The organism is Burkholderia metallica (assembly GCF_902832845.1).
GTDB lineage: Bacteria > Pseudomonadota > Gammaproteobacteria > Burkholderiales > Burkholderiaceae > Burkholderia > Burkholderia metallica.
The window spans coordinates 810,881-837,480 of sequence record NZ_CADFDB010000001.1 but is presented as its reverse complement, the minus strand read 5'-3'; the positions used below and the strand labels follow the sequence as shown (position 1 = coordinate 837,480).

Annotated in this window: 27 protein-coding genes; 6 read left to right on the top strand and 21 right to left on the bottom strand. The window is 68.0% G+C overall.

Annotation, left to right across the window (positions count from 1 at the left end):
* Positions 1–20 precede the first annotated feature (20 nt).
* The 9 genes from HWX08_RS03675 to HWX08_RS03635 form a co-directional block, all read right to left on the bottom strand.
* Entirely contained in the window at positions 21–812 is a 792-nt protein-coding gene (locus HWX08_RS03675) for a DUF2182 domain-containing protein (RefSeq protein WP_174919361.1), read from the bottom strand.
* Positions 809–1,453 carry a DUF1326 domain-containing protein gene (locus tag HWX08_RS03670; protein ID WP_174919493.1) on the bottom strand — a complete coding sequence of 215 codons (645 nt, stop codon included), beginning with the start codon at positions 1,451–1,453 and terminating at the stop codon, positions 809–811. Before HWX08_RS03670 ends, HWX08_RS03675 begins: the two co-directional genes overlap by 4 nt.
* 189 nt (positions 1,454–1,642) lie before the next feature.
* Positions 1,643–1,942 (bottom strand): hypothetical protein, encoded by a 300-nt coding sequence (locus HWX08_RS03665; RefSeq protein WP_069260048.1) that lies wholly within the window; start codon positions 1,940–1,942, stop codon positions 1,643–1,645.
* A 264-nt stretch (positions 1,943–2,206) separates the two neighbouring features.
* Positions 2,207–2,455 (bottom strand): hypothetical protein, encoded by a 249-nt coding sequence (locus HWX08_RS03660; protein ID WP_174919360.1) that lies wholly within the window; start codon positions 2,453–2,455, stop codon positions 2,207–2,209.
* A 95-nt stretch (positions 2,456–2,550) separates the two neighbouring features.
* On the bottom strand, positions 2,551–3,078 hold the full coding sequence (locus tag HWX08_RS03655; RefSeq protein ID WP_174919359.1) for an acyltransferase: 528 nt from the start codon (positions 3,076–3,078) through the stop codon (positions 2,551–2,553).
* Positions 3,079–3,081: 3 nt separating this feature from the next.
* Positions 3,082–4,026, bottom strand: a complete 945-nt coding sequence (locus tag HWX08_RS03650) for an electron transfer flavoprotein subunit alpha/FixB family protein (RefSeq protein WP_174919358.1) — start codon at positions 4,024–4,026, stop codon at positions 3,082–3,084.
* 16 nt (positions 4,027–4,042) lie between these two features.
* The gene (locus tag HWX08_RS03645; protein ID WP_174919357.1) at positions 4,043–4,792 is read right to left on the bottom strand and encodes an electron transfer flavoprotein subunit beta/FixA family protein; all 750 of its coding nucleotides are present in this window, start codon (positions 4,790–4,792) and stop codon (positions 4,043–4,045) included.
* A 38-nt stretch (positions 4,793–4,830) separates the two neighbouring features.
* Positions 4,831–5,619, bottom strand: a complete 789-nt coding sequence (locus tag HWX08_RS03640) for an SDR family NAD(P)-dependent oxidoreductase (protein ID WP_069261149.1) — start codon at positions 5,617–5,619, stop codon at positions 4,831–4,833.
* A 66-nt stretch (positions 5,620–5,685) separates the two neighbouring features.
* On the bottom strand, positions 5,686–6,522 hold the full coding sequence (locus HWX08_RS03635; RefSeq protein ID WP_174919356.1) for an alpha/beta fold hydrolase: 837 nt from the start codon (positions 6,520–6,522) through the stop codon (positions 5,686–5,688).
* A gap of 137 nt (positions 6,523–6,659) precedes the next feature.
* Between HWX08_RS03635 and HWX08_RS03630 the strand changes: the two genes are divergently transcribed.
* The 6 genes from HWX08_RS03630 to dmpG all read left to right on the top strand — a co-directional run bounded on the left by HWX08_RS03630 (position 6,660) and on the right by dmpG (position 13,452).
* Positions 6,660–7,439: an SDR family oxidoreductase gene (locus HWX08_RS03630; RefSeq protein WP_174919355.1), complete on the top strand. Its 780-nt coding sequence runs from the start codon at positions 6,660–6,662 to the stop codon at positions 7,437–7,439.
* A 164-nt stretch (positions 7,440–7,603) separates the two neighbouring features.
* Entirely contained in the window at positions 7,604–9,169 is a 1,566-nt protein-coding gene (locus tag HWX08_RS03625; RefSeq protein ID WP_174919354.1) for a DUF1302 domain-containing protein, read from the top strand.
* A gap of 40 nt (positions 9,170–9,209) precedes the next feature.
* Complete coding sequence (locus tag HWX08_RS03620; protein WP_069260055.1) at positions 9,210–10,592, top strand: DUF1329 domain-containing protein; 1,383 nt, start codon at positions 9,210–9,212, stop codon at positions 10,590–10,592.
* A 116-nt stretch (positions 10,593–10,708) separates the two neighbouring features.
* Positions 10,709–11,491: a 2-oxopent-4-enoate hydratase gene (gene dmpE, locus HWX08_RS03615; protein WP_174919353.1), complete on the top strand. Its 783-nt coding sequence runs from the start codon at positions 10,709–10,711 to the stop codon at positions 11,489–11,491.
* 13 nt (positions 11,492–11,504) lie between these two features.
* Positions 11,505–12,404 carry an acetaldehyde dehydrogenase (acetylating) gene (locus HWX08_RS03610; RefSeq protein ID WP_069260057.1) on the top strand — a complete coding sequence of 300 codons (900 nt, stop codon included), beginning with the start codon at positions 11,505–11,507 and terminating at the stop codon, positions 12,402–12,404.
* A 16-nt stretch (positions 12,405–12,420) separates the two neighbouring features.
* A complete protein-coding gene (gene dmpG, locus HWX08_RS03605; protein WP_174919352.1) occupies positions 12,421–13,452 on the top strand; it encodes a 4-hydroxy-2-oxovalerate aldolase in 1,032 nt (343 codons plus the stop codon).
* A 173-nt stretch (positions 13,453–13,625) separates the two neighbouring features.
* Here the strand turns inward: dmpG and HWX08_RS03600 are convergent, their stop codons facing one another.
* The 12 genes from HWX08_RS03600 to HWX08_RS03545 form a co-directional block, all read right to left on the bottom strand.
* A complete protein-coding gene (locus HWX08_RS03600) occupies positions 13,626–13,874 on the bottom strand; it encodes a hypothetical protein (protein WP_069260059.1) in 249 nt (82 codons plus the stop codon).
* The gene (locus tag HWX08_RS03595) at positions 13,871–15,118 is read right to left on the bottom strand and encodes an alkaline phosphatase family protein (RefSeq protein WP_174919351.1); all 1,248 of its coding nucleotides are present in this window, start codon (positions 15,116–15,118) and stop codon (positions 13,871–13,873) included. Before HWX08_RS03595 ends, HWX08_RS03600 begins: the two co-directional genes overlap by 4 nt.
* 540 nt (positions 15,119–15,658) lie before the next feature.
* A complete protein-coding gene (gene infA, locus HWX08_RS03590; RefSeq protein ID WP_006751842.1) occupies positions 15,659–15,922 on the bottom strand; it encodes a translation initiation factor IF-1 in 264 nt (87 codons plus the stop codon).
* Positions 15,923–16,392: 470 nt separating this feature from the next.
* Entirely contained in the window at positions 16,393–16,596 is a 204-nt protein-coding gene (locus HWX08_RS34670; RefSeq protein WP_006483056.1) for a cold-shock protein, read from the bottom strand.
* 289 nt (positions 16,597–16,885) lie between these two features.
* Positions 16,886–17,965 carry a 3-ketosteroid-9-alpha-monooxygenase, oxygenase component gene (locus HWX08_RS03580; RefSeq protein WP_107312851.1) on the bottom strand — a complete coding sequence of 360 codons (1,080 nt, stop codon included), beginning with the start codon at positions 17,963–17,965 and terminating at the stop codon, positions 16,886–16,888.
* Between the two features lie 67 nt (positions 17,966–18,032).
* Positions 18,033–20,501: an efflux RND transporter permease subunit gene (locus tag HWX08_RS03575; protein WP_174919350.1), complete on the bottom strand. Its 2,469-nt coding sequence runs from the start codon at positions 20,499–20,501 to the stop codon at positions 18,033–18,035.
* Between the two features lie 55 nt (positions 20,502–20,556).
* Positions 20,557–21,528 carry a WD40/YVTN/BNR-like repeat-containing protein gene (locus HWX08_RS03570; RefSeq protein ID WP_174919349.1) on the bottom strand — a complete coding sequence of 324 codons (972 nt, stop codon included), beginning with the start codon at positions 21,526–21,528 and terminating at the stop codon, positions 20,557–20,559.
* Between the two features lie 121 nt (positions 21,529–21,649).
* Entirely contained in the window at positions 21,650–22,855 is a 1,206-nt protein-coding gene (locus HWX08_RS03565) for an acetyl-CoA C-acyltransferase (protein ID WP_174919348.1), read from the bottom strand.
* Between the two features lie 22 nt (positions 22,856–22,877).
* The gene (locus tag HWX08_RS03560; RefSeq protein ID WP_174919492.1) at positions 22,878–23,363 is read right to left on the bottom strand and encodes a MaoC family dehydratase; all 486 of its coding nucleotides are present in this window, start codon (positions 23,361–23,363) and stop codon (positions 22,878–22,880) included.
* On the bottom strand, positions 23,363–24,163 hold the full coding sequence (locus HWX08_RS03555) for an SDR family oxidoreductase (protein ID WP_174919347.1): 801 nt from the start codon (positions 24,161–24,163) through the stop codon (positions 23,363–23,365). Before HWX08_RS03555 ends, HWX08_RS03560 begins: the two co-directional genes overlap by 1 nt.
* A complete protein-coding gene (locus HWX08_RS03550) occupies positions 24,160–25,359 on the bottom strand; it encodes an acyl-CoA dehydrogenase family protein (RefSeq protein WP_174919346.1) in 1,200 nt (399 codons plus the stop codon). Before HWX08_RS03550 ends, HWX08_RS03555 begins: the two co-directional genes overlap by 4 nt.
* On the bottom strand, positions 25,356–26,597 hold the full coding sequence (locus HWX08_RS03545) for an acyl-CoA dehydrogenase family protein (protein ID WP_174919345.1): 1,242 nt from the start codon (positions 26,595–26,597) through the stop codon (positions 25,356–25,358). The genes HWX08_RS03550 and HWX08_RS03545 overlap by 4 nt, the downstream gene beginning before the upstream one ends.
* Positions 26,598–26,600: the final 3 nt, after the last annotated feature.

The following is a 26,600-nucleotide window of genomic DNA, read 5'->3' as shown; positions in this document are numbered from 1 at the left end:
CCCGCAGGGACGATCGCCCGTCACACGATCAACGTCACACCGGCCCACGCAATCAGCACGACGCCCAGCGCCTGCCCGATACGTTCGCCGCCGGGCAGGATCTTTTCCGCGAACACGAAGCACGACAGCGCGGCGATCCAGACGACGTTCATCACGCCGCCGACGAACAGCAGCGCCATCAGCAACCAGCAGCACCCCACGCAAACCATGCCGTGCCGCGCGCCGAGCAGGAAACTGCCGGCGACGCCCGGACGCCAGTGCGCGACCAGGAACGCGGCCGGCGCCCGGCATTGCCGCAGGCACGCGCGCTTGAGCGGCGAAAACTGATAGAGACCGGCCAGCGCCAGCACGATCGCGGACAGGACGGCGCTCTTCGACCACAGCATCATCGCGGAGATCAGCCCGGCCGGCTGCAGCATCGCCTGGAGCAACGCCGCGCCGATCGAGAACGCGAGCCACGCGACCAGATAACCGGCCAGCAGCGCCATCGACGTGAACGCCGAACCGGCGCCGTCCGCGCCCCGCTGCCGCAGCACGCGCCGGTACAGCATCACGAGCGGCGCCGCACTGGGCGTCATCATCGCGATCATCATCACCCACCACATCACGATCACGGTCGTGAGCGTCGGCTCCATGCTGCCCATGGCGTCCGCGAGGCGATGCGGAAAGAGCGCGACGGTCGTCATCTCCAGCGCCGACATGCCGGTTCCCGCCCCCGTCCACAGGTAGAACCAGCACAAACCGACGAGCGCCGCCATGCCGAGCAGCGTGATGACGCGCTCGCGCCAGCGCCCGTGGTCGAATGCAGTCATGCCGCGGCGCGATGCCGGATCAACCCATGATTGTTCATGTGCAGCCGTGCGAACTGCGCATAGGTGCCGTCGAGCGTCAGCGGAATGTTGCCTTGCGAGCGCGACGTGCCCGAACCGATTTCGGCCAGCTCGTACTCGAAACCGTGCGGCAGGTCGATCCGTACGCGATGTTCGTCCCCCGTCACCGGATTGAGGATGGGATCGCCCGCGACGTCGAACACGCCGTCGACATGAATCCGGCCGCGCCGTGCATCGACATCGACGTCGAAATCGATCTTCGCGAAGATCGGATCGAACGCCTGCTCGAGCGTCGACGCGAAGACCGCGAACATCGTCGCAAAAGGATCGGTATCCTGACCAGTCATGATCTTCAGCACCGCGTCGCGCTGCGCCGGGCTCGCGCGCTCGTCGACGATCGGCTGGCACTTGCCCCTGCCCTCGTGCACCGCCCCCGGCCAAGCGAACACGACCGCGATCCTGACACCGTCGAGCACCACGTCGCCGTAGTGGCCGCTGTCGATCGAAATCGCCCCCATCGCCGCGCAATAGCCGTTGGTCGGCAGCGCATTGAACTGGCACGGGCAACCGTATGAGCAATTGCAATTCATCAGTTCGGTGCCCTGAATCTCCCACGGCGTCATGGCTCCACCTCGCGCGCGATTGCACATGAATGCTTCGAATCTAGTGCACGGCATCGGGAAATCAAAGCCGTCGGGGTAGCCCGAATCAATACTTGAAAACGGTCCGTCAAACGCGGTTGGAAGAGGTTTCGACACAAGCGCGCAAGACCGCGCCGGCGGACATCGGCTGATGCGACTCCTGCACGAACCTCACACGACCAGCGACGCGACGATCGCGCACCACAACGCGCTCGCACCGCACAGAAACACGCGTCGCGCGACCAACATCCGCGTCTCGTCGTCGGGGGTTTTCATCGGCGAAGTGGCGAGAAACGGCACGCTGACGAGGCACGCGAACCCGGCGAGCGCCGGCAGGATCACGACGTAGTCGCCGAATCGCCATGGCAGCGGTTCGTGCCAACCCCAGTAGCCGAGAAACAGCATGCCCATCGAAAACATCGTCGCGGCGGCCGAACTGAGCGCGACCACCGATCCTGTCGGAAATTGCATGGGAGCCTCCCCTCGCGCAGCGTGCGCGACGCCGGATCATTATCCCGGCGCGAAAGATAAAAGCACAACGACGGCCGATCGCGGCGGATGGACGGCGAGGCCAGGCTCGGACCGGCGCATCGGCGGACCGGAACCCGCGCCTCCGGCCGGTTGCACCTGTGGCGCGAGGGCCGGGTATGGCACTGACGATTGCGGCGATGCCGCACGGACGATCGTTGTCACGGATTGACAGCGACCGGTTTCGCGTGAACGAAGCGTCGGACTTCAGCCCGGTTTCTTCGCGGCCTGCACGACGGAAATCCAGCCCACCGCCGCGGCGGCCACCCAGCAGCAGGCGATCATCAGGTCGAGATCCATCCAGCCTTCGAAATTCGCGCTGTTCTCGAAACTGCAGCGCTGATGGCCCCTGACCCACACGCAGCCACTGATCATCTGCTGGATATGCATGTAAACGCTGTAGACGGCAAAAGCCGACGCAATGACTGTGAACCGCAAACGGACGTGCTTTTTCATGTAACGCGGATGCCGGTGGGAAAGCCAGTGCCGATCTTACGGCAACGGCAACCTGCCCGGCAATCCGTCGCATCCTGGGCCGCCCGGATGCGCGCTCACCCGTCGATCCGCTTGAGCGTGCGCAGGCAGTCGGCCGCCAGCTGCTGATAGATCCGCGTGCCGTTCGCCTTCGCGTCGATCTCCGCGTCGCTCAGCCGCCGCACGACGCGCCCCGGCATGCCCGCGAGCAGCACGCCGCGCGGCACGTCGTAGCCGGCCTTCACGAACGCGCACGCGGCGACGATCGTCGTCGCGCCGATCGTCGCGCCGTCCATCACGACCGCATTCATCCCGATCATCGTGTCCGGTTCGAGCGTTGCGCCATGCACGATCGCACCATGGCCGACGTGGCTGTTCACGCCGAGCCGGCACGTGTCGCCGATTCCGACGTGCAGCACGCAGCCGTCCTGCACATTGCTGCCTTCCTCGACGACGATCGCGCCGAAGTCGCCGCGCAGGCTCGCATGCGGACCGATGTAGCAGCGCGCGCCGATCGTCACGTCGCCGATCACGACCGCGCTCGGGTCGACATACGCGGACGGATCGATGCGCGGCCGCATGCCGTTGAATTCGAACAGCGGCATCGGTCAGAGCGCCGCGACCGTTTCCGGCACCAGTGTGAACAGGTCGCCGACGACGCCGTAGTCGGCCACGCTGAAGATCGGCGCTTCCGAATCCTTGTTGATCGCGACGATCACCTTCGAATCCTTCATGCCGGCCAGATGCTGGATCGCACCCGAGATGCCGACCGCGATGTACAGCTGCGGTGCGACGATCTTGCCGGTCTGGCCGACCTGGTAGTCGTTCGGCACGTAGCCGGCGTCGACTGCCGCGCGCGATGCGCCGAGTGCGGCCGACAGCTTGTCCGCCAGCGGCTCCAGCACCTTCGTGTAGTTCTCGCCGCTGCCCAGCCCGCGGCCGCCCGACACGATGATGCTCGCGCTCGTGAGTTCCGGACGGTCCAGCTTCGTCACTTCGCGGCTCACGAACTGCGACTTGCCTGCATCTGCCGCCGCTTCGATCTTCTCGACCGCTGCGCTGCCGCCTTCCGATGCCACCGGATCGAAGCCCGTTGCACGCACCGTGATGACTTTGATCGGATCGCTCGACTGCACCGTCGCGATCGCGTTGCCCGCGTAGATCGGACGCTCGAACGTGTCGGCACTGTCAACTGCCGTGATGTCCGAGATCTGCGCGACGTCCAGCTTCGCGGCGATACGCGGCGCGATGTTCTTACCATAGGCCGTCGCCGGCGCGAGGATGTGCGAGTAGCTGCACGCGACATTCATTACCGTCGCTTCGACGTTCTCCGCAAGACCGTCGGCCAGTTGCGGCGCATCGGCCAGCAGCACCTTCGACACGCCCGCGATCTTCGCGGCCGCATCGGCAGCCGCTTGCGCGTCGTAGCCCGCGACCAGCACGTGAACGTCGCCCGCGCCCGCGGCATGGAGTGCCTGTGCGGCCGCCACCGCATTCAGCGTCGCGGCCTTGAGCGATGCATTGTCATGCTCGGCAATTACCAGAATCGTCATTTCGTTGCGTTCCCCGTTACAGCACCTTGGCTTCGGTCTTCAGCTTCCCGACCAGCGTCTGCACGTCCGGCACCTTCACGCCGGCCGCGCGCTTCGGCGGCTCGACTACTTTCAGCGTCTTCAGGCGCGGCGCAACGTTCACACCCAGATCTCCCGGCTTCACCGTTTCGAGCGGTTTCTTCTTCGCCTTCATGATGTTCGGCAGCGTCACGTAGCGCGGCTCGTTCAGACGCAGGTCGGTCGTGATGACCGCGGGAAGTTGAAGCGACAGCGTTTCCGCGCCGCCGTCGACTTCGCGTGCGACCGTTGCACGGCCGTCGGCCACCGTCACCTTCGACGCGAACGTTGCTTGCGGCAAACCCGCCAGCGCCGCCAGCATCTGGCCCGTCTGGTTCGAATCGTCGTCGATCGCCTGCTTGCCGACGATCACCAGTTGCGGCTGCTCCTTGTCGACCAGCGCCTTCAGCACCTTCGCGACACCGAGCGGCTCGACGCCGTCATTCGCTTCGATGAGAATCGCGCGATCCGCGCCGATCGCGAGCGCCGTGCGCAGCGTTTCCTGCGCCTGCGCCACACCGACCGACACGGCCACCACCTCGGTCACCACACCCGCTTCCTTCAGCCGCACGGCCTCTTCCACCGCGATCTCGTCGAACGGGTTCATCGACATCTTCACGTTCGCGATGTCGACGCCCGTGCGGTCGGATTTCACGCCGACCTTCACGTTCGCGTCGACCACGCGCTTCACTGCCACGAGCGCTTTCAACTGCCGGTCTCCTGTTTCGTTACGTGCATCGCGCCGCGTCAGCGCGCAGTGAACCCGCCGTCGATCACCAGCTCCGCACCCGTCACGTAGCGGCCTGCCGGCGACACGAGATACAGGATGCCGGCCGCGATGTCGCGCGGGCTGCCGATCTTCGCCATCGGCACGTGCGTCTGCATGTATTCGAATGCGCGATCCGGGTCCTGCCCCATCTGGCGGAATGCGTCCTCGAGCATCGGCGTGCGGATATAGCCCGGATGCACCGAGTTCGCGCGGATGTTCTTCGCCGCGTACAGCATCGCGTCGACCTTCGCCATCATCCGCACCGCGGCCTTCGACGCGTGATACGCGGGCACGTCGGCGCCGCCGACGATCCCGTACATCGACGACAGGTTCACGATCGACCCGCCGCCGGCCGCATCGATATGCGGAATCGCCGCGCGCGTGCACAGGAACACGCCGTTGACGTTCACGTCCTGCACGCGCTGCCACTGCGCGAGCGTGAGCTCGTGCGTCGGCACGTTGTGACCTTCGATGCCCGCGTTGTTCACGAGCACGTCGAGGCGCCCGAAGCGCGCGACGATCTCGCCGAACACGCGCGTGACGTCGGCCTCGTGCGTGACGTCGAGCGACCAGAATGCGGCCTGGCCGCCCTGCGCGCGGATTTCGTCGACCAGCGCCTCGGCCGGTTGCGACAGCACGTCGAGAATCGCGACGCTCGCGCCGGCGGCGGCCAGCGTGCGCGCCGTCTCGGCGCCGATGCCGCGCGCGCCGCCGGTGATCGCGGCTACCTTGCCGCGCAGGTCGAACAGGTCTTCGATGAGCTTCATGTCGTCTCCATGGTTTTGTTCGGACGGGCCGCCCGCGTCGGGGCCAGCCTGCCAACGCATCCGGCGTTATCGCGCATTGCGCGCCGAAAGAAAATCGAGGCATTCCCGATTGAAATAGGCGGCGTGTTCCACCATCACCCAGTGGCCGCACCGGTTCAACAGCACGAAGCGCGCGTCGCGGCAGCGTTCGAGGAAGGTCAGCGCGCCGCCGACCGGATTGAAGCGGTCGTCCGTGCCCCAGAAGCCGAGCACCGGGCAGCGCAGGTCGCCGAGCGCACCGGTCAGGTTCGGCACTCTCATCGTCGACAGCACTTCGGTCGGCTGCTCGACGCACACCTTCATCCGCTCGGCGACCAGCGCGTCGGTGACGATCGCCGGGTCGTGCACGAGCAGCGTCAGGAGTTCGCGCATCGTGTCGTCGTTCATCTGGCGATGGGTGAACAACTGCACCATCCGCTGGATGCCTTCCATCCGGAAGTAGGTGTCGCGATCCTCGACGCCGCCCGGCGCCATCATGATCAGCCCGTCGACTTCGTCCGGGTAGTCGAGCGCGTACTTGAGCGCGATCGCGCCGCCGAGCGAGTTGCCCAGCAGCACGGCCGGCCCGATTCCAAGCGCGTTCAGCTGCGCATGCAGCGCGCCGACGAAGAAATCGAGCGTATACGCGACATCGGACGGTTTCGACGACTGCCCGTAACCCGGCAGGTCGACGACGATCGCGCGATGGCCGGCCGCCGCGAAAGCCGGGACGTTGTGCTTGAAATTGCTGAAACCGCTCGCGCCCGGGCCGCTGCCGTGGATGAACACCACGGGCCGGCCGTCGCCCGCCTCGTAATGGTGCAGGCGCAGGCCGCCCGGCACGTCGGTGAAGATGCCGACAGGCGGCGTCGTGGGGATCGTCATCGCGGGTTGTCTCCTTCGTCGTTCGATGGATGCCTGCCATGATGATTGCGCCGCAGGCGCCGGCCGGCATCATCCTTTCAGACTACGAAGCCGCGCGCGCTTCTTCCTATCATCGGCCCACCGAAACGGAGGCAACGATGAACGGATTCGACTACAGCGGCAAGACGGTGCTCGTGACGGGCGGCACCAAGGGCATCGGGCGGCGCATCGCCGAGCGGTTTCTCGCGGCAGGCGCGCGCGTGTTCGTGTGCGGACGCAGCGCGCCCGACACGCCGCCGTCGGCCGGCGGCCGCACGGCGGCCTGCGTCGCGGCCGACCTGCGCGACATCGAACAGGTCGATGCGATGCTCGCGACGATCCGCGACGCGGCAGGCGGCCTCGACGTGCTCGTCAACAACGCGGGCGGCTCGCCGTTCGCGCTCGCGGCCGATGCGTCGCCGCGCTTCACCGAATCGATCGTGCGGCTGAACCTGATCGCGCCGCTGCAGCTCGCGCAGCGCGTGAACGCGATCATGCAGCCGCAGCCCGCGGGCGGCGTGATGCTGTTCATCGCGAGCGTGAGCGCGTCGCGGCCGTCGCCCGGCACGGCCGCGTACGGCGCCGCGAAAGCGGGCCTCGTCAATGCGGTCACGTCGCTCGCAGTCGAGTGGGCGCCGCGCGTGCGCGTGTGCGCGATCAGCCCGAGCCTCGTGCAGACCGAATCGGCCACCGAAGGCCACTACGGCGACGACGACGCGCTCGACGCGATCCGCGCGACGATTCCCGCCGGACGGCTCGCGTCGCCCGACGACGTCGCGTCCGCGTGCCTGTTCCTCGCGTCGCCGGAAGCGTCGTACACGTCCGGCGCGAACCTGCGGCTCGACGGCGGCGGCGAGCGGCCCGCGTTCCTGTCGGCGGCGCAGGCGGCTGCGCGTTGATACACGCCGATGCGCGCACGGCAAGCGCCGCGCACGCATCGTTGCGAGTCCTAGGGAAGTCATCTAGTTCATTTTGACGATTCCCTGCTACCGCGATCTCCCTACTCTGCCTCTCACGACAACACACACAGTCGACCGTCGTCGATACCCCAAGAGGAGACACCATGCATCAACGGATTTCGCGCCGTACCGACAAGCGGGCCCCCGCCACGCTGTCGACGCTGGCCGCCGCGCTGCTGACGTGCGCCGTTCCCGCCGCGCACGCCGGCAGCACGATCGAGCTGGGCGCCGACACGACGCTGGACTATACGTTCACGCTCAGTTACGGCCTCGGCATGCGCACCCGCGCGCCGAGCGGCAATCTCCTCACGCCGGCGAACATCAACGGCGACGACGGCGACCGCAACTTCGCGAAGAACAAGCTGATCGAGAACCAGGTCAGCCTGCTCGGCGAAGTGAACCTGAAGCACGATGACTGGGGCGTGTTCGTGCGCGCGGATACGTTCTACGACCAGGCGTATCGCCGCCCGAACTACAACGACGCGCCGGGCACCGTGAACCAGTCGGGCCAGTACAACAACTTCACGAGCGACGCGCGCTACTGGTCGGGCGGCCACACGACGCTGCTCGCCGCGTATGCGTACAACACGTTCAAAATCGGTTCGACGAGCCTGAACGTGAAGGTGGGCGACCAGGTGGTCGCGTGGGGCGAAAGCCTGTTCTTCCCGAACATCGCGGGCGCACAGGGGCCGTCCGACGCGACCAAGTCGTACATGGCGGGCGCCGAGGTGAAGGACATCCTGCTGCCGGTGCCGCAGATCTCGACGCAGTGGCAGATCACGCCGAACTTCAGCCTGCTCGGCTACTACCAGTTCTCGTTCCAGCAGAACCGGCTGACCGCGCCCGGCACGTACTGGAGCTATTCCGACGTCACGGGCCCCGGCGCGCAGTTCATCATCGGACCGGGCGGGATGATCATTCCGCGCGGCCCCGACGACAAGCCGAGCGCGCGCAACCAGTGGGGGATCGGCGCACGCTTTCGCGTGCTCGGCGATACCGAGCTCGGCCTGTATCACCTGCACTACAACGACATGAACCCGAGCGTCGTCACGACGTACTTCCCGACGCTCCAGTACCAGCAGACCTACTTCAGCAACATCAAGCTGACCGGCGCGAGCTTCTCGACGCAGGTCGGCCCCGTGAACGTCGCCGGCGAAGTGTCGTACCGCCAGGGCGCGGCCGTGCTCGTCAATACGGCGACGGGCCCGCAGTCGACCCGCGCGAACGTGCTGCAGACCAACCTGTCGGGCATCTACTCGATCGGGCCGAGCTTCCTCGCGAACTCGCAGTCGCTGATCGGCGAACTCACGTACGTACACGCCGGCAGCATCTCGGAACTCGACGGCTCGACCACGCTCGCGAATTCGCGCAACGCGCTGGCGATGGAGATCGCGTGGACGCTCAGCTACAAGAACGTGTTCAACGGCTGGGATCTCGACGTGCCGCTGACCTACACGCACGACCTGACGGGCACGTCGCCGCTCGCCGGCGCACTCGGCTCGCTGACCGGACAGGGCGACCACCGCGTGACGGCCGGCGTGACGTTCACACGCCTGAGCAACCTGCAGCTGTCGCTCGTCTACGCGAAGTTCCTCGGCTCGCCGAACCCGGCCACGCGCCCGCTCGCGGATCGCGACTACGTGCTGGCCACGGCGACCTACCACTTCTGAGCGGCCCGGCCGCTCGTCACCCAGCAAGATGAGGATTGTCATGAAACGCATTCATCTCCCCCTCCTGCGCGCGTCGGTGATGGCCGCGTGCGCGCTCGCCGCGACGGCGTCGTTCCCGAAGGTCACGCCGGACGACCTCAAGGCGCTCGACGGCCCGCTGACGCCGATGGGCGCCGTGCGCGCCGCGAGCAAGGACAGCGGCGTGCCCGAATGGTCGGGCAAGTGGCTCGGCACGCCGCCGGACGTGCAGTACAAGCGCGGCAGCCGCTACCCCGATCCGTTCGCGAACGAGAAGCCGGTCGCGACGATCACCGCGGAGAACATGGCGCAGTACGCCGAGCACCTGACCGACGGCCAGAAGGCGATGTTCAAGCGCTACCCGGCCACGTTCAAGATCAACGTCTACCCGAGCCATCGCGACTTCCGCTACGCGGATTCCGTCTACAAGGACATCCGCACGTACGCGCCGGATTCGACGATGACGTCCGACGCGAACGGCATCACGAACGCGCCGCCGACGGTGCCCTACCCGATCCCGAAGACGGCCGCCGAGCTGCTGTGGAACCAGCGCTTCTCGTCGGCGATCGGCGCCGAGCAGGCGACCTACGACCAGGCCGTCGTGTACTCGGACGGCAACATCGCGTGGGGCAAGGTGCGCTACGACATCTACTCGCCGCGCAACGCCGGCAAGTTCGACGTGAAGAGCGACCTGAACAACCGCACGTACTACCGCAACGCGACGGAGCTGCCGCTGTCCGACCGCGGCTCGCTGATCGTCGGCTTCACGAACTGGGACAAGGCCGGCGCGGACAACTCGTCGCGCACGTGGATGTACAACCCCGGCACGCGGCGCGTGCGCCAGGCGCCCGAGTACGGCTACGACCAGCCGCAGGGCCCGGGCGGCTTCCGAACCGTCGACGACGACCGCCTGTACAACGGCCCCGGCGACCGCTACGACTGGAAGATCGTCGGCAAGCGCGAAGTCTACGTGCCGTACGACAACTACAAGGCGATGGACAGCTCGGTGAAGTACGCGGACCTGCTGACCAAGGGCCACGAGAATCCGGCGTACATCCGCTACGAGCTGCATCGCGTGTGGGTGCTGCAGGCGACGCTGAAGAGCAATTACCGTCACCAGTATGCGAAGCGCGTGCTGTACATCGACGAGGATTCGTGGATGACGCTGCTGGCCGACAACTACGATGCGCGCGGCCAGCTGTGGCGCACCAACGTCGCGACGACGCTGTATGCGTACGACGCGAAGGTGTTCTACCCGGGCGTGGTGTTCTATCACGACCTGATCTCCGGTGCGTACATGGCCGACCGCCTGACGAACGAAGGCCCGATGCCGAAGCTCGACAACAGCCCGCAGTTCAACGAGGCGTACTTCTCGCCGGACGCGATCCGCAGTTCGGGTAACTAAGCAACCGGTGGGCGCGACCTGATCGCGCGTCATGCGCCGCACGCGCCGGAGCCCCGCTCCGGCGCACGACGCCGCCGCGACGGCGGCTTTTCCATTCGAGATTCGAGGGCCCTTTCATGTCTTCCCGCCTGCATACGACGCTCGGCGACGAGCTGTACGACGCGTGGCACGCGCGCGCGCCGGTCGCGCCGCTGTCGAGCCGCCCGCGCCGCCTGTCGCTCGACGATGCGTACCGCATCCAGCAGCGCTTCATCGAACGCCGCGTCGAACACGGCGAAGCGGTGGTCGGCAAGAAGATCGGCGTGACGAGCCAGGCCGTGCAGGACATGCTGAACGTGCGCCAGCCCGATTTCGGCATCCTGCTGTCCGGCATGCACTACGCGGCCGGCGAAGCGATTGCCGCCGATTCGCTGATCGCGCCGCGCGCCGAGGGCGAGATCGCGTTCATCCTCGCGCGCGACCTGCGCGGCCCCGGCATCGACCGCACCGACGTGATCGCCGCGACGGCCGCCGTCGCCCCCTGCTTCGAAATCGTCGACTCGCGCATCCGCGACTGGGCGATCCGCATCGAGGACACCGTCGCCGACAACGCGTCGTGCGGCGTGTACGTGCTCGGCGACGCGCGCGTCGATCCGCGCTCGCTCGATCTCGCCGCGTGCGAGATGACGATCGAGAAGAACGGCGAGCAGGTCGCGCACGGGCGCGGCGATGCGGCGCTCGGCCATCCCGCCGACGCGGTCGCGTGGCTCGCGAACACGCTCGCCGAGTACGACGTCCCGCTGCTTGCCGGCGAAATCGTGCTGTCCGGCTCGCTCGCGAAACTGATTCCGGTCACGGCCGGCGACGCACTGTCGATGCACATCTCCGGCATCGGCGGTTGCGACGTCCGCTTTATCTAAAGGAAGACTCCTGATGAAGAAAATCCAATGCGCACTGATCGGGCCCGGCAACATCGGCACCGACCTGCTGTACAAGCTGCGCCGCTCGCCGGTGCTCGAACCCGTGTGGATGGTCGGCGTCGATCCGGCGTCCGACGGCCTCGCACGTGCGCGCGAGTTCGGCCTGAAGACCACCGCCGACGGGGTCGACGGGCTGCTGCCGCACGTGGCCGCGGACGACATCCGCATCGCGTTCGACGCGACGTCGGCGTACGTGCACCGCGACAACTCCGACAAGCTCACCGCGCTCGGCGTGAAAATGATCGACCTGACGCCCGCCGCGATCGGGCCGTACTGCGTGCCGCCGGTGAACCTCGACGCGCATCTCGACAGCGCGCAGGCGAACGTGAACATGGTCACGTGCGGCGGCCAGGCGACGATCCCGATGGTGTACGCGGTGTCGCGCGTGCAGCCGGTCGCGTACGGCGAGATCGTCGCGACGGTCTCGTCGCGCTCGGTCGGCCCCGGCACGCGCAAGAACATCGACGAATTCACGCGCACGACGTCCGGCGCGATCGAACAGGTCGGCGGCGCGCGCAAGGGCAAGGCGATCATCGTGATCAACCCGGCCGAGCCGCCGCTGATCATGCGCGACACGATCCACTGCCTGACCGACGGGCCGCCCGACGTCGACGCGATCACGGCCTCCGTCCATGCGATGGTGAAAGAGGTGCAGCGCTACGTGCCCGGCTACACGCTGAAGAACGGCCCGGTGTTCGACGGCAATCGCGTGTCGGTCTTCATGGAAGTCGAGGGGCTCGGCGACTACCTGCCGAAGTACGCGGGCAACCTCGACATCATGACCGCCGCCGCGGCCGCCACGGCCGAGCGTTTCGCCGAACAGATGCTGGCCGCGACGGCCGCCACCGCTTGAGTCGAGGAGTCACACGATGTCACTTGCAGGCAAGAAGATCACCGTCCACGACATGTCGCTGCGCGACGGCATGCACCCGAAGCGCCACCAGATCACGCTCGACCAGATGCGCGACATCGCGCGCGGGCTCGACGCGGCCGGCGTGCCGCTGATCGAGGTCACGCACGGCGACGGGCTCGGCGGCGCATCGGTCAACTACGGGTTTCCCGCGCATACCGACGAGGCGTACCTGAGCGCCGTGATTCCGGAGCTGAAGCAGGCGAAGGTGTCGGCGCTGCTGCTGCCGGGCATCGGCACCGTCGAGCACCTGCGCATGGCGCACGAACTCGGCGTCGGCACGATCCGCGTCGCGACGCACTGCACCGAGGCCGACGTGTCGGAGCAGCACATCGGCCTTGCGCGCACGCTCGGGCTCGATACGGTCGGCTTCCTGATGATGGCGCACATGTCGTCGCCCGAGCAGCTCGTCGTGCAGGCGAAGCTGATGGAATCGTACGGCGCGAACTGCATCTACATCACCGATTCGGCCGGCCACATGCTGCCCGACGACGTGACCGCGCGGATCGCCCGGGTACGCGACGCGCTGAAGCCGGAGACGGAACTCGGCTTCCACGGCCACCACAACCTCGCGATGGGCGTCGCGAACTCGGTCGCGGCGGTCGCCGCCGGCGCGAACCGGATCGACGCGGCCGCGGCCGGCCTCGGCGCCGGCGCGGGCAACACGCCGATGGAAGTGTTCGTCGCGGTGTGCGACCGGATGGGGATCGAGACGGGCGTCGACGTGTTCGCGATCTCGGACGTCGCCGAGGATCTCGTCGTGCCGATCATGGATGCGCCGATCCGCCTCGATCGCGACGCGCTGACGCTCGGCTATGCGGGCGTCTACTCGTCGTTCCTGCTGTTCGCGAAGCGCGCGGAAGCGAAGTACGGGATTCCCGCGCGCGACATCCTCGTCGAACTGGGCCGGCAGCGGCTCGTCGGCGGCCAGGAGGACATGATCGAGGATGCGGCGTTGACGATGGTGCGGGCGCGAGAGATTGCGGCGTAACCGAATGCTGCCCGCATTCGTCCGAAAGCGAAGCGGTGTGAACGGGGCGCAAGCCCCGTTTTCTTTTGACGGGGGTCGGCGCGCTGCGCCCACGGCAGGCCGCGTGACGCGTCGCGGCCTCTCTCACCAAGACACCGCGTTCAAAACGCCCCAACCTCGCGCCGCCACGTCGATCAACGATGCTTCCCGCCATGCCGGCGTCGCCGATGTTCCGCACGCGCCTGCAGCAGCGACGGCATCAGCTCCTCGATGTATTGCCGCGCCTGACCGCGCGTGACGATCTCCGTGAAGCGCTGGTGAGCCTTGTCATGGCCGACCAGCGCCGCATGCGCTTTCTTCAGGATGTGCAGAAACGCGACCAGGCTCGTGCCATCGCGCACGGGCAGCGCATCGCGCGGGTCGGGGGCCGGTGTCGTGCTCATGATCCGATCCTTTGCGGGCAGTCGGTGCGGCACGTCGTCGTGACGAGCGCCAGCAGGTCGTTTGCGAGACGATCTCGGTCGGTCAGCGGCGCGAGGCCGAACAGCCGCTCGAGCGTCGCGGCGACCGACGCATGGTCGTACGGCGTATGGTCGACCTGCCCGGCCGCGACCCACGGCGAAATCACGATCGCCGGCACCCGCACGCCGTACACGTCGAACCCGAAGCCGCTCGCGTTCAACGTCGCCGCCGCGCCGTCGTTCGGCGGCGGCGCGGCGCCCGGCCTGACCGAATCGTAGAAGCCGCCATGCTCGTCGTAGCAGATCACGAGCAGGCTGCTGTTCCACACCGGCGAATTGCGGATCGCGTCGTACACGCGCGCGGCGAGCTGCTCGCCACCGGTGAGGCCATCCATCGGGTGCTGCGAACTGCCGTTCCGGTAGGTGCCGTGCACGATGTCGCCGTAGCCGGGTTCGATGAACGTATAGCGCGCGGTATAGCCGGCCGCGAGATCGGCCTCGAAATGCGCGAGGTCGTCGATGTCGAAGAAGCTGATGCCCTTCAGCGACGCGACCTGCGGCACGTGCCCGAGCGGGTCGCCCGTCTGGTCCTGGTAGATGCGCCAGTTGTCGTCGCCGAGCGCGGCGAAGATCGAACCCTTCGGATAGGGAAAGCCGCCGAACACGTCCCACCCGGCCATTTCTTCCCGGGTCGGCGAATGGTCGAGCCCGGCCGACGACGCACCATGCAGGAAGAAGCGGTTCGGCCAGGTCGGCCCCGGCACCGACGCATGCCATGCGTCGCACAACACGAATGCGTTCGCCAGCATGTGCAGCGCAGGCGCCTGCGTCGCGATGTCGACGCCCTGCATGATCTTGCCCGCATCGGCCGGCTGCGGCGGCGCACCTTCGGAATGCGACGTCGCATAGTTCGACACGAACCCGGTATTGCGGACCGGCGGATACGGCTGCCCTTTCACGAACGGCACGCCCGCGCCGCAAAGCTGCTCGAGCACGTCGGTGAATTCGTGACACGGGTCGGTCGGCATCCGGTCGGGCGCGCCGCCGCCGAACGGGTAGACCGCACCGCCGTACGCATTGCTGTTGCCCGGCGATGCGGCAACGATGTCGGGATAGCCCGACAGCGCGAACAGGTGATCGAACGAGCGGTTCTCGAGCATCAGCACGAACACGTGCCGGATGCGGTCCTGAACCGACGGGGATGCGGGGGCTGCGTCTGCACTCATGGCGCCTCCTGGCGTCGCGCGACGAAAGTCCTGCTGGCACGGTCGTTGGCCCGCTGAAAGCCACTGAAGGAATCGAAAGCCGCGGCGCGGGCCGCGAATTGCCGACGAGTGTACGACCGCGCCGACCCGCACGTAAAGCCGCACGCGAACCGTGTTGCGGCGCGCGCGTTCGGCTGTCTGCCGATGCGGTTTCAAGTTCGTCGGTGCCGAAGATGCGGGGCTCGACGAAGCGCCGATGCAGGCGACGTTCGTCGCGCGGCATCCGAACGCGCGGCGCGTGACGAGGCCGAATTACGGGCATGGCCCGATGCAGGCAATGTCCGCCCTACTTCGCGATGATCTTCGAGGATTTGCCGCGGGACGCGGCCGCTCGAGCGTGGAACACGCAAGACGACCGGAGAAGAAGGTGTTGGCCGCCGCGGCATGACGCCGCCGCCGGCGACCGACGAACGGCACGACGCGTGCCGTCCATCCGGTGCGTCCGGCCGCGTGGCCGGATGGGAGTCGATCGGTGCGGTGAACGCGCCCGATCGATGCCGCTTAACGGCGCGGCTGGCCGCTGCGCGGCGGACGCGTCGAATTCGCGTCCTTGTGACGGAAGTTGATGCGGCCCTTGGTCAGGTCGTACATCGACAGTTCCAGCGTCACGCGGTCGCCCGCGAGAATGCGGATGTGGTTCTTGCGCATGCGGCCCGACGCGTACGCGCCGACCACGACGCCGTTTTCCAGCGTCACACGGTATTTGCTGTCCGGCAGCACTTCGTCGACGATTCCGTCCAGTTCCAGCAGTTCTTCTTTTGCCAAACCAATTCCTCCAGACAAGGTAATTGACCGCAGCCGCGGCGTTCTGTCCGGCGCCGTACCCGCAACGGGACGACGGCCGGCAGGCTGCCGGGGATCGGTTCGTTCAGACGGGCCCAGGGCCTGTCTTGCGATCGGAACCCGGCGCGTTGCGGCGTTCGGGCGGTCAGTGGCGGCGGCGCGATGAGCGCCGCGCAAGTCGGGACCGCGCCGGCTGCTACGGCATGGCGACGGTCTGCTCGGGTTGATGCTTGAAGCGGTGATGCGCTCGCGAAACGGCAGGCGCTTCGCGAAGGCGTTGCGTCGCACGCGGATCACGCATGCGATGAGGGAGGCGTCACGACCGATGCATCGTGGATGTCGCGATGCATCGGTCGTGCGCATCGGAAACGCGCCGGCTGCCGCCGAAGCGGCGCCCTGCGCGCCAATCCGTCCGGCAACAGCCACCGCGTGGCGGCCGCTGCCGATGCGGCTTACTGCGGCGTGATGTTCGACGCTTGCAGACCCTTCGGGCCGCGCTTCACTTCGAAGCTGACCTTCTGGCCTTCGGCCAGGGTCTTGAAGCCCGTGCCGCGAATTTCAGAGAAATGGGCGAACAGATCGTCGCCGCCGTTGTCCGGGGAAATGAAACCAAAGCCCTTGGTTTCGTTGAACCACTTGACGGTACCGGTATCCACAAATACTTCCTTAATACAAATGACGAATAATTGAACATGCGCCCGCAACGGGCACAGAAAGAATCTAAAGAGGGAGAGACCAACGACCGCCGCACGGAGTGCGGCCAATGATGAGCAATCGAACTTCTTGGACACTTCGGTCATGGACACTACGCGGTAGTGGCCGTTTCGTCAAGTCATTTTGATGCGACGCACAAGCGCGCCCGCCCCGTGCGCCTTGCGCGGCGTGGGTTGCCGGCCGACGGCACGCATTTCGATGCGCCCCCTTTTTCGGCCGGCCCGTCGGTTGTTACTGCGGTTCGAACACGTGGTGCAGCGGCGGCGGCGCATCGCCTTCGCGGATCCGCATCTCGAACGCCTTGCGCGCGACGCTCGTCGGCCGCACGTCCGCCACGTCCAGATAGAACTGCGAATACCAGTCGCGCATCTGGTACAGCGGCCCGTCGCCTTCGCAGAGCAGCGGGTTGTCGATCCGCGTCTTGCTGTGCCAGATGTCGACGTCCTCGTAGAACGCGCGCTGCGCTTCCTTCACGTACGCGTTCGCGATCTCCATGTTCTGCGCGTCGGTCAGCCCGGCCACCTTCTTCACGATTACGCCGTAGCGCAGCTCGAAGCTGTTCATGTCGATCGGCACGTGGCAGTTCAGCAGCACCGAATGGATCGGCTGGCCGCCGCTCTGCCCCGTCATCTGCGTGATGTGCACGGCCGGCCCGAAGTACGTGGACAGCGCGGTCAGCGCGTCGCCGCCGAGCTTCTCGCTGCGGCCGACCATCAGCTGCGTCGCCTTGTGATCTTCGAACAGGTTCGCGAAATAGTCGATCGGCGCGCGGTGCACGGTCGCGAAGTGCGCGACGTCCGAGATGTTGTCGACCAGTTCGCGGCAATTGGCCTGGATCACCATCGTGTCGACGACCCAGTCCGACCATTCGTCGGAGAAGCACACGTCGAGGCGCGGAATCGCGACCTCGGGCGGCGGCGCATTGCCTTCCGGGTCGTTCCACACGAACAGCAGGTTGTTTTCCTCGCAGGTCGGCCACGTGCCGATGCGCGCTTTCGGCGGAATCCGCTTGCAGTACGGGATCGATGCGCACTGGCCGTCTCCGTTCCATTCCCAGCCGTGGAACGGGCATACGAGGTGGTCGCCCTGCACCGTGCCGAGGCTCAGGTCGGCGCCCATGTGCGGGCAGTACGCGTCGACGACGTTGACCTTGCCGGTCGAATCGGCGAACGCGGCGAGCTTGCGGCCGAACGCATTCAGCGTGTGTGGCTTGCCGTCCTTGAAATCGCGGGCGAGCCCAAGGCAGTGCCAGCCGCGCGCATAGCGCTGCGTGAGCGGCTGGGCTTCGATCTTGTAGGGGCGTGCGGACATGTGGATTGACTCCTCTTGTGGAGAGCGCGCGGCGGCCGGCCGCGCGTGGGGGAAATGGGGATGCCGTTCAGCGCACCGGATCGCCGGGTTCGAGCGCGGGCGACGGCTTCAGCGGCGCCTGGGCCGGCACGGCCGGCACCGACTGCTGCCGGTGCGCCACGCGGCGCTCGGCACGCTCGACGCCGAGCCATGCGGCGAGCGCGGGCAGCAGGAACACCGCGCCGAACAGGTTCACGAGGAACATGAACGCGAGCAGCACACCCATGTCGACCTGGAACTTCAGCGCGGAGAACGCCCACGTGCCGACGCCGATGAACATCGTGACCGCCGTGAACAGCGCCGCCGTGCCGCGCTGGCGCATCGCGTCCGCAAAAGCGTCGGGCAGCGTCGCGCCGTGGCGCAGGTCGTGCTGCAGGCGCTCGTACAGGTAGATCCCGTAATCGACGCCCACGCCCACGCCGAGCGTGATCACCGGCAGCGTCGCGACCTTCAGCCCGATGCCGAGCCGCGCCATCACCGCGTTGCACAGGATCGACACGAGCGTGAGCGGCACGACGATGCACAGCACCGCGCGCCACGAGCGGAACGTCACCGCGCAGAGCAGCGCGATCGCGCCGAAGATCGACAGCAGCATCGCGATCTCCGCGTCGCCGACGGCCTCGTTGGTCGCGGCCATCACGCCGACGTTGCCGCCCGCGAGCCGGAACGCGACGTTCGGCGTCGGGTTCTCGGCCGCGAAGCGCTTGATCTCGTCGACGATGTGCGCGATGGTCGTGCCTTCGTGGTTCTGCGTGTAGATCAGCACCTGGATCGCCTTGCAGTTCGCGGTGTTCATCCCGTTGTCGGGGTCGAACGCGTTGGAGCCCTGCGTGAGCCCGTCGCTGGAGCGCGGCAGCGCGGCCCAGCGCGGATTGCCCTCGTTGAACGCGGCGATGAACACCTTGCCCTGCGACGCGACGCTCGTGACCGACTGCACGCCGGCCACGCCGCGCATGTTCATCTCGAACTTCTCGATCGCGCTCATGACCGGGTAATGCAGGCAGGCGTCGTCGAAGCCGGTCGTCTCGACGATCACCGACAGCACGTCCACGCCGATGTTGTACTGATGCGTGATCGCCGCGTTGTCAATGTTGTAGCGCGAATTCGCGCGCAGCTCCGGCGCGCCGGTACCGATGTCGCCGATCTCCAGCTTGCGCGATTCGAGCGTGCCGTACGCGAGCAGCGCCAGCGCCACCGCGAACACGCCGAGTGCCGGCGCCGGCCGCGCGAAGACCGCGAAGCGCGACCACTTGCCGCTGCCGCCGGCCGCCGCCGCGCGCTGCGCGCGCGCGAGCGTGCCGCGCTCGAGCCGCGTGTACGACAGCAGGATCGGCAGGAACACCTTGTTCGTCACGATCATCAGCAGCACGCCGAGGCACGCGGTGATGCCGAGCTCGCGCACGATGTCGATCCTGATGCGCATGATCACCATGAACCCGAGCGCGTTGGTGAGCAGCGCGACGGTGCCCGGCACGAACAGCTTGCGGAACGCGTCGCGCGCGGCGTCGACCGACGACGCGCCGCGCACGAGCGCCTGCTTCCATGCATTGGTCATCTGCACCGCGTGCGACACGCCGATCGAGAAGATCAGGAACGGCACGAGGATCGACATCGGGTCGATGCCGAGCCCGAGCAGCGGTAGCGCGCCGAGCAGCCACACCACCGGCAGCAGCGCGACGACGAGCGCGAGCACGGTGGTCTTCAACGAACGCGTGTACGCGAACAGCAACGCGGCCGTCACGAGGAACGCAAGCGCGAAAAACGCGATCACGCCGGCGATGCCGCTCTCGACGTCGCCGACCAGCTTCGCGAAGCCGATGATGTTCACGTCGATGCCCTGCTTCGCGTACTTCGCGCGGATCTGCTCCAGCTGGCGCGCGACCGCGCTGTAGTCGAGCCGCTTGCCGGTGGTCGGGTCGGTCTCGCGCAGCTCCGCGCGGATCAGCGCCGATTTCAGGTCGTTGCCGACGAGGCGGCCGATCTGCCCGGAACGCGCGACGTTGCGGCGCACCTTCCCGAGATCGTCCGGGTTCGCGCTCGAGAACTGGCCCGGCACGACCACGTCGCCGCGAAAGCCGGCCTCGGTCACCTCGGTGTAGTGGACGTTCGGCGTGAACAGCGAGAACACGCGCGAGCGGTTCACGCCGGGGATGAAGAACACGTCGTCGGTCGCATGACGCAGCGCGTCCATGAACGTCTGGTTGTAGATGTCGCCGTCGCCCTTCCAGCGCAGGCTCACGAGGATCGTGTTCGCGCCGGGGAACGCGCCCGCGTAGCGCTCGAACACCTGCATGTAAGGGTGCTGCATCGGGATCATCTTGTTGAAGCCCGGATCGAGCTTCAGGCGCGTCGCGGACAGCCCGAGCGCGAGCGTGAGCGCGACGCACAGCAGCATCAGCAGCCGGCGCCGGCGGATGATCGTGCCGGCACAGCGCTCGACGAACGCGGCGAGGCGCGACGCGGAAACGGCTTCAGGGGGGCGTGACAGGTCGTTCATGGAATTCTCTTGTCGATGCGAAACGAACGGGAACGGGCAGCGGAAGCGCCGCGCGTCAGGACGGCGTCGATGCGCGCGCGCCGGCGAGCGGTGCGACGCCGGCCTCGCCGCCGAGCAGCAGCGCGCCGTGGCCCATGTCGAGCACGGCCGCGAGGCTCTGCACGCCGCCGAGCCTGCGCACGTCGAAGGTCAGCCCGCCGTCGCGCGACGCGACGATCGCGCCGCCCTGACCCACCAGCACGAGCTCGCCGTCGGCGAGCTGGGTCGCGCCGAAGTACGACACCGGCACGCGGCTGTCGACGTGCGTCCAGGTGGCGCCGCGATCGGTGCTGCGCACCACGTTGCCGCGCATCCCGTAGGCCACCCAGTCGCCGTTCGCGAGCATCAGCGCGCCGAACAGCGAACCGGCGTACGGCGACGGCAGCTTGTCCCACGTCGCGCCGTCGTCGGTCGAGCGCAGCAGCGTGCCGCTCTCGCCCGCGACCAGCAGGTTGCCGTGGCCGTCGCCGACGATCGCGTTCAGGTGACGGTCGCCGGCCGGCGTCCTCACGGTCTGCCAGTTCAGGCCCGCGTCGTCCGAGCGCAGCAGCTGGCCGAAGCTGCCGGCCGCGAACAGCGGACCGCTCGCCGTGCCCCACACCGATAGCAGCGGATCGGAATGCGCGCGGTCGATGTGGACTTCGCGCCAGTGCATGCCGGCATCGTCGCTGCGCAGGATCCGGCCGTCGTGGCCGACCGCGATGCCGAGCGTCGGCGTGAGGAAGCGCACCTGGGTAAGCGTCGAGCCCTGGTCCGGCGTGACCAATGCCGGCCGCCAGTGGTCGCCCGCATCGTCGCTGAGCAGGATCACGCCGCGTTCGCCGACCGCGACGATGCGCGCGCCGGCCCGCGCGAGCCCGTTGATCTGCAGCCGGTCCGCATGGATCGCGGTGACGGGAAACGCCGGCAGCGGGCGCGGCGAAAACGCGAACAGCGCGGCGCCGAGCACGAGCGCCGACATCGCGAGTCCGGGCAAAGAACGTTTCATCGCTTGTCTCCTGTGTCTGCATGCAACGACGGTGCGCGCCGTGGCGCCCACCGCCGTCGCCGGCAAGTCTGCGGGCCGTCGGTCGTTGCCGCGGCCTCGAATGGTCCTGAATGGCGCGTCGCTACGCGCCGACTTCGAACAGCGCGGCGGCACCCATCCCGCCGCCGATGCACATCGTCACCACCGCATGCCGCACGCCGCGCCGCGCGCCTTCGAGCAGCGCGTGCATCGTCATCCGCGTGCCCGACATCCCGAACGGATGGCCGAGCGCGATCGCGCCGCCGTCGACGTTCAGCCGGTCGTCGGGGATGCCGAGCGTGTCGCGGCAGTACAGCGCCTGGCACGCGAACGCCTCGTTCAGCTCCCACAGCCCGACGTCGGCCACCGTCATCCCGAAGCGCGCGAGCAGCTTCGGAATCGCGAACACCGGACCGATGCCCATCTCGTCCGGCTCGCAGCCGGCCACCGCGAGGCCGCGGAACGCGCCGAGCGGCGTCAGCCCGCGGCGTACCGCCTCGCTGCGCGACATCACGACCACCGCCGCCGCGCCGTCCGACAGTTGCGACGCATTGCCGGCCGTCACGAACGCGCCCTGCTCGACGACCTTGCCGCCGCTCCACGACGGCTTCAGCCCGGCGAGCCGCTCGGCCGTCGTATCGGCGCGCACGCCTTCGTCGCGCGCGGCGTTCACGTCCTCGTAACCGGCCGGGTTGCCTTCCTTGTCGAACAGCGCCCGCCGCACGTCGAGCGGCGCGATTTCCGCGTCGAAGCGGCCGGCCGCCTGCGCTGCGGCCGTGCGCTGGTGGCTCTGCAACGCAAATTCGTCCTGCGCGGCGCGCGAGATCCCGTAGCGGCGCGACACGATCTCGGCCGTTTCCATCATCGCCATGTAGGCCGCCGGCTGGTGGTCGAGCACGGCCTGCGAGCGCGCGCGATACGCGTTCTTGTGCTTGTTCTGCGTGAGCGAAATCGACTCGACGCCGCCCGCGACGACGATTCGCGCGTCGCCCGCGCCAATGCTGCGCGCGGCGCTCGCGATCGACATCAGGCCCGACGAGCACATGCGGTCGATCGCCATGCCGGGCACCGATGCCGGCAGGCCGGCCGCCGCGGCCGACAGCCGGCCGATGTTGTAGCCCTGCGTGCCCTGCTGCGCCGCGCAGCCGATCAATACGTCGTCGACGTCGGCCGGCGCGACGCCCGCCCGTTCGAGCGCCGTGCGCACCACGTGGCCGCCCAGCGCGGGCGCCTCGGTGTCGTTGAGCATGCCGCGAAACGCCTTGCCGATCGGCGTGCGTGCGACGGAAACGATGACTGCGTCTTCCATGAGCTGGCTCTCTGAATCCGGATTAGAAGTAGTAACGGCTGATCGTGTCGGCCACGCAGCCGGGCTTCGCTTCGCCTTCGATCTCGACGGTCACGCGAATCCACGCCTGCACGCCGCCGTCGAGCGGCTCGACGCGCAGCAGCTCGCCGACGCCGCGTATGCGCGCGCCGACCTTCACCGGCGCCGGGAAGCGGACCTTGTCGCAGCCGTAGTTGACGCCGAGCCGCGCACCGTCGATCCGCACGATCTGCGGCAGGAAGTAGTTGACGAGCGACAGCGTCAGATAGCCGTGCGCGATGCACGCGCCGAACGGGCCGTCCTGCGCGCGCACCGGGTCGACGTGCACCCACTGGTGATCGCCCGTCGCATCGGCGAAGCCGTCGATGCGGAGCTGGTCGATCGCGAGCCACGCGCTCGCGCCGAGCGGGTCGCCCGCGGCCGCCGCCAGTTCGCCGGGATGCGCGAACACGCGGGGCGTCGCACGCACGGGGTCGAGCGTCGTGCTCATCATGCGTGCTGGCTGCTGACCGACAGCACTTCGCCCGTCATGTACGACGCGTAATCGCTTGCAAGGAACACCATCACGTTCGCAACCTCCCAGACTTCGGCGGCGCGCCCGAAGGCTTCGCGCGACGCCAGTTGATTCAGCAGATCGGCCGGAGCCGACTTCTTCAGAAAATCGTGCATCGCGATGCTCGGCGCGACCGCGTTGATGCGCACGCCATACGGCGACGCCTCGAGCGCCGCGCAGCGCGTGAGCGCCATCACGCCCGCTTTCGCCGCCGCGTAGTGCGCCTGTTCCGCCTGCGCGCGCCAGCCGAGCACCGATGCGTTGTTGACGATCGCGCCGCGGCCGCGGGCCTGCATGTGCGGCAGCATCGCGCGCGTCATCCGGAACGTCCCGGTCAGGCTAATGTCGATCACGCGCGACCATTCGGCATCGTCCATATCGACGATGCGGGTCGATCCGCCGAGCCCGGCGTTGTTGATCAGCACGTCGACGCCGTCGAGCGCGTCCTCGGCGCCGGCGACGAGCGACCGCACGTCGTCCTCGACCGCGACGTTGCACAGGCGGCCGTGGATCTGCTGCAGCCCCGTTTCGGCGCGCAGCGTCGCCACCGCCTGTTCGAGACGCTTTTCGTGGATGTCGGAGATGAACAGCGCGCGGCAGCCTTCCTCCGCGCAGCGGCGCGCGGCCGCGAAGCCGATGCCGGCGCCGGCGGCGGCCGTGATCAGCACGGACTTGCCGGCGAGCAGCCGGTGACCCGGTACGTATGCCGGGGCTTTCTGGATCTGGGGTTCGGTCATGCTGTGCCTCGTGGTTCCCTGGGCATGCCGAGCCCGCGCTCGGCCATGATGTTGAGCTGGATTTCGTTGGTGCCCGCGTAGATCGTGTCCGCACGGGAGAACAGGAAGACGCGCTGCAGATGCGTGAGCTTTTCGTCGGCCGGATCGATCACGTTCGCGCGCGGCCCGAGTGCGTCCATCGCGAGCTGGCCGAGATCGCGGTGCCAGTTCGACCAGAAGAACTTGTAGATCAGCGCCTCGCGGCGCAGCGGCGCGGTGCCGCCGTCGGCATCGTCCGCGCCGGCCAGCATCCGCAGCGCGTTGTAGCGCATCACGCGCAGCCCGGCCCACGCGCGCCCGATCCGCTGGCGCAGCACCGGGTCGCGGTCCGCGCCCGATTCGCGCGCGGCGTCGACCACCCATTCGAGTTCGCGGACGAACTGCATCTGCTGGCCGAGCGTCGACATTCCGCGCTCGAAGCCGAGCAGCGTCATCGCGATCCGCCAGCCGTCGCCGGGCGCGCCGACGAGGTCGCGCGCGTCCGCCCGCGCGCCGTCGAAGAACACTTCGTTGAATTCCGCACCGCCGTTGAGCTGCTTGATCGGGCGGATCTCGATGCCCGGCTGGTCGAGCGGCATCAGCAGGAACGACAGGCCCTTGTTGCCGTGCGACGCCGGATCGGTGCGCGCGAGTACGAAAATCCAGTCGGAATCGTGCGCGAGCGACGTCCACACCTTTTGGCCGGACACACGCCACGCGCCGTCCGCATCCTGTTCGGCGCGCGTGCGTACGTTGGCCAGATCCGAACCCGCGCCCGGCTCCGAATAGCCCTGGCACCAGAACTGCGTGCCGTCGAGAATGCCGGGCAGGAAGCGGGCGCGCTGGTCGTCGGTGCCGCACGCGACGAGCGTCGGTCCGAGCAGCCCTTCGCCGATGTGGCCCATTCGCCCCGGGCCGCCGGCGCGCGCGTATTCCTCGTGGAAGATCACCTGCTCGGCCACCGAGAAGCCACGCCCGCCGGCGTCGGTCGGCCAGCCGAGGCCGGTCCAGCCACCCTGGGCGAGTTCCCGTTCCCACGCCTTGCGCAATTCGGGCCACGCTTCCTCGTCGCCGGGGCCGCCGCGGTATTTCAGGCATGCGAATTCGCCGGTGAGGTGCGATTGCACCCAGTCGGCGACTTCGTGCCGCAATTGCTGTTCGCGCGTTTCGCTGTTCATTGAAGGGCTCCCGTACGCGCGGCGGACCCACGCGCGCCGACCGCAACCGGCGGCGCGGCGAACGCTTCGCCGCGCTGCGGCGTGCCGCCGTCGATCGCGTGGCATGCGATCCATTCGAGCAGTTGCGGCGTCGAGCCGAACTGCGCGAGCGATGCCTGTGCACGCTTGAAATAGAGATGCGGGTCGTATTCCCATGTGAAGCCGACGCCGCCGTGCAACTGGATCGCTTCCTGCGCGCAGAACGCATACGCATCGTTCGCTGCCGATTTCGCCGCGGCGATGTCGGCGCGCAGTGCCGCGCCCGGTGTCGCGTCGCCGGCCTCCGCGTCCCATGCATGGGCGGCGCCGAGCACGGCCGACCGCGCCGATTCGATCAGCACCATCATCTGTGCGCAGCGGTGTTTGACCGCCTGAAACGATGCGATCGCGCGGCCGAACTGCACGCGCTGGCTCGTGTAGTCGAGCGTCAGATCGAGGCATTGCTGCGCGCCGCCGAGCTGTTCGGCGGCCAGCGCGAGTGCCGCGAACCAGGCGGTGCGATCGAGCAGCCGTGCGGCATGCGCGCCGCCGGCGTACAACGCGTCGCGACTCACACGCGCTTCGTCGAGCACGATCCGCGCGATCGGCCGCGTCGCGTCGAGCGTGTCGAGCGGCGTGACGCAAAGCCCCGACGCCGTTGCGACGTCGATCGCGAACAGCCCGATCGCCTGCCCTTCGTTCGCGATCCGGGCCGGCACCAGCAGCAGGTCGGCGCGCGCGCCGTCGATCACCTGGTCGATCGCGCCCGACAACGCATAGCCGCCCGCGGCTTCTTCCGCGACGACCGGCAGCGGCCGCGACACGGCCGGCCAGTCAAACGGCAGCGCGAGCGTCGCGCTGCACGCGCCTTCGGCGATCCTCGCGAGCCAGCCGGTTGCCGCCGGCGTGTCGACGCAGCCTGCGAGCGCCGTCGCCGCGAGGCATGCGGTCGAAAAATACGGCACGCACGCGATACGGCGGCCGAGCTGCTCCATCAGCAGCGTCTGTTCGACCGCGCCGAGCCCCAGCCCGCCGGCCGCCTCGGGCAGCGCGAGCGCCGTCCAGCCGAGTTCGCGCGAGAGCGCCGCCCACAGCGTGTCGTCGCGGCCGGCCGACTGCGCGAGTGCACGACGCACGTCGGCGGACGCGCTGCGCTCGGCAAGCACATCGGCCGCCGCGTCGCGGATCATCGCCTGTTCGTCGGTGAGCGCCAGATCCATCGC

Coding starts and splice junctions, on each gene's coding strand:
- HWX08_RS03665 (WP_069260048.1), bottom strand. CDS start 1,942: ATGCAATTTCCGACAGGATCGGTGGTCGCGCTCAGTTCGGCCGCCGCG.
- HWX08_RS03595 (WP_174919351.1), bottom strand. CDS start 15,118: ATGAGTGCAGACGCAGCCCCCGCATCCCCGTCGGTTCAGGACCGCATC.
- HWX08_RS03660 (WP_174919360.1), bottom strand. CDS start 2,455: ATGAAAAAGCACGTCCGTTTGCGGTTCACAGTCATTGCGTCGGCTTTT.
- dmpG (WP_174919352.1), top strand. CDS start 12,421: ATGTCACTTGCAGGCAAGAAGATCACCGTCCACGACATGTCGCTGCGC.
- HWX08_RS03570 (WP_174919349.1), bottom strand. CDS start 21,528: ATGAAACGTTCTTTGCCCGGACTCGCGATGTCGGCGCTCGTGCTCGGC.
- dmpE (WP_174919353.1), top strand. CDS start 10,709: ATGTCTTCCCGCCTGCATACGACGCTCGGCGACGAGCTGTACGACGCG.
- HWX08_RS03640 (WP_069261149.1), bottom strand. CDS start 5,619: ATGAAGCTCATCGAAGACCTGTTCGACCTGCGCGGCAAGGTAGCCGCG.
- HWX08_RS03635 (WP_174919356.1), bottom strand. CDS start 6,522: ATGACGATCCCCACGACGCCGCCTGTCGGCATCTTCACCGACGTGCCG.
- HWX08_RS03620 (WP_069260055.1), top strand. CDS start 9,210: ATGAAACGCATTCATCTCCCCCTCCTGCGCGCGTCGGTGATGGCCGCG.
- HWX08_RS03555 (WP_174919347.1), bottom strand. CDS start 24,163: ATGACCGAACCCCAGATCCAGAAAGCCCCGGCATACGTACCGGGTCAC.
- HWX08_RS03670 (WP_174919493.1), bottom strand. CDS start 1,453: ATGACGCCGTGGGAGATTCAGGGCACCGAACTGATGAATTGCAATTGC.
- HWX08_RS03560 (WP_174919492.1), bottom strand. CDS start 23,363: ATGAGCACGACGCTCGACCCCGTGCGTGCGACGCCCCGCGTGTTCGCG.
- HWX08_RS03600 (WP_069260059.1), bottom strand. CDS start 13,874: ATGAGCACGACACCGGCCCCCGACCCGCGCGATGCGCTGCCCGTGCGC.
- HWX08_RS03580 (WP_107312851.1), bottom strand. CDS start 17,965: ATGTCCGCACGCCCCTACAAGATCGAAGCCCAGCCGCTCACGCAGCGC.
- HWX08_RS03550 (WP_174919346.1), bottom strand. CDS start 25,359: ATGAACAGCGAAACGCGCGAACAGCAATTGCGGCACGAAGTCGCCGAC.
- HWX08_RS03565 (WP_174919348.1), bottom strand. CDS start 22,855: ATGGAAGACGCAGTCATCGTTTCCGTCGCACGCACGCCGATCGGCAAG.
- HWX08_RS03630 (WP_174919355.1), top strand. CDS start 6,660: ATGAACGGATTCGACTACAGCGGCAAGACGGTGCTCGTGACGGGCGGC.
- HWX08_RS03625 (WP_174919354.1), top strand. CDS start 7,604: ATGCATCAACGGATTTCGCGCCGTACCGACAAGCGGGCCCCCGCCACG.
- HWX08_RS03545 (WP_174919345.1), bottom strand. CDS start 26,597: ATGGATCTGGCGCTCACCGACGAACAGGCGATGATCCGCGACGCGGCG.
- HWX08_RS03675 (WP_174919361.1), bottom strand. CDS start 812: ATGACTGCATTCGACCACGGGCGCTGGCGCGAGCGCGTCATCACGCTG.
- HWX08_RS03575 (WP_174919350.1), bottom strand. CDS start 20,501: ATGAACGACCTGTCACGCCCCCCTGAAGCCGTTTCCGCGTCGCGCCTC.
- HWX08_RS03610 (WP_069260057.1), top strand. CDS start 11,505: ATGAAGAAAATCCAATGCGCACTGATCGGGCCCGGCAACATCGGCACC.
- HWX08_RS03655 (WP_174919359.1), bottom strand. CDS start 3,078: ATGCCGCTGTTCGAATTCAACGGCATGCGGCCGCGCATCGATCCGTCC.
- HWX08_RS03650 (WP_174919358.1), bottom strand. CDS start 4,026: ATGACGATTCTGGTAATTGCCGAGCATGACAATGCATCGCTCAAGGCC.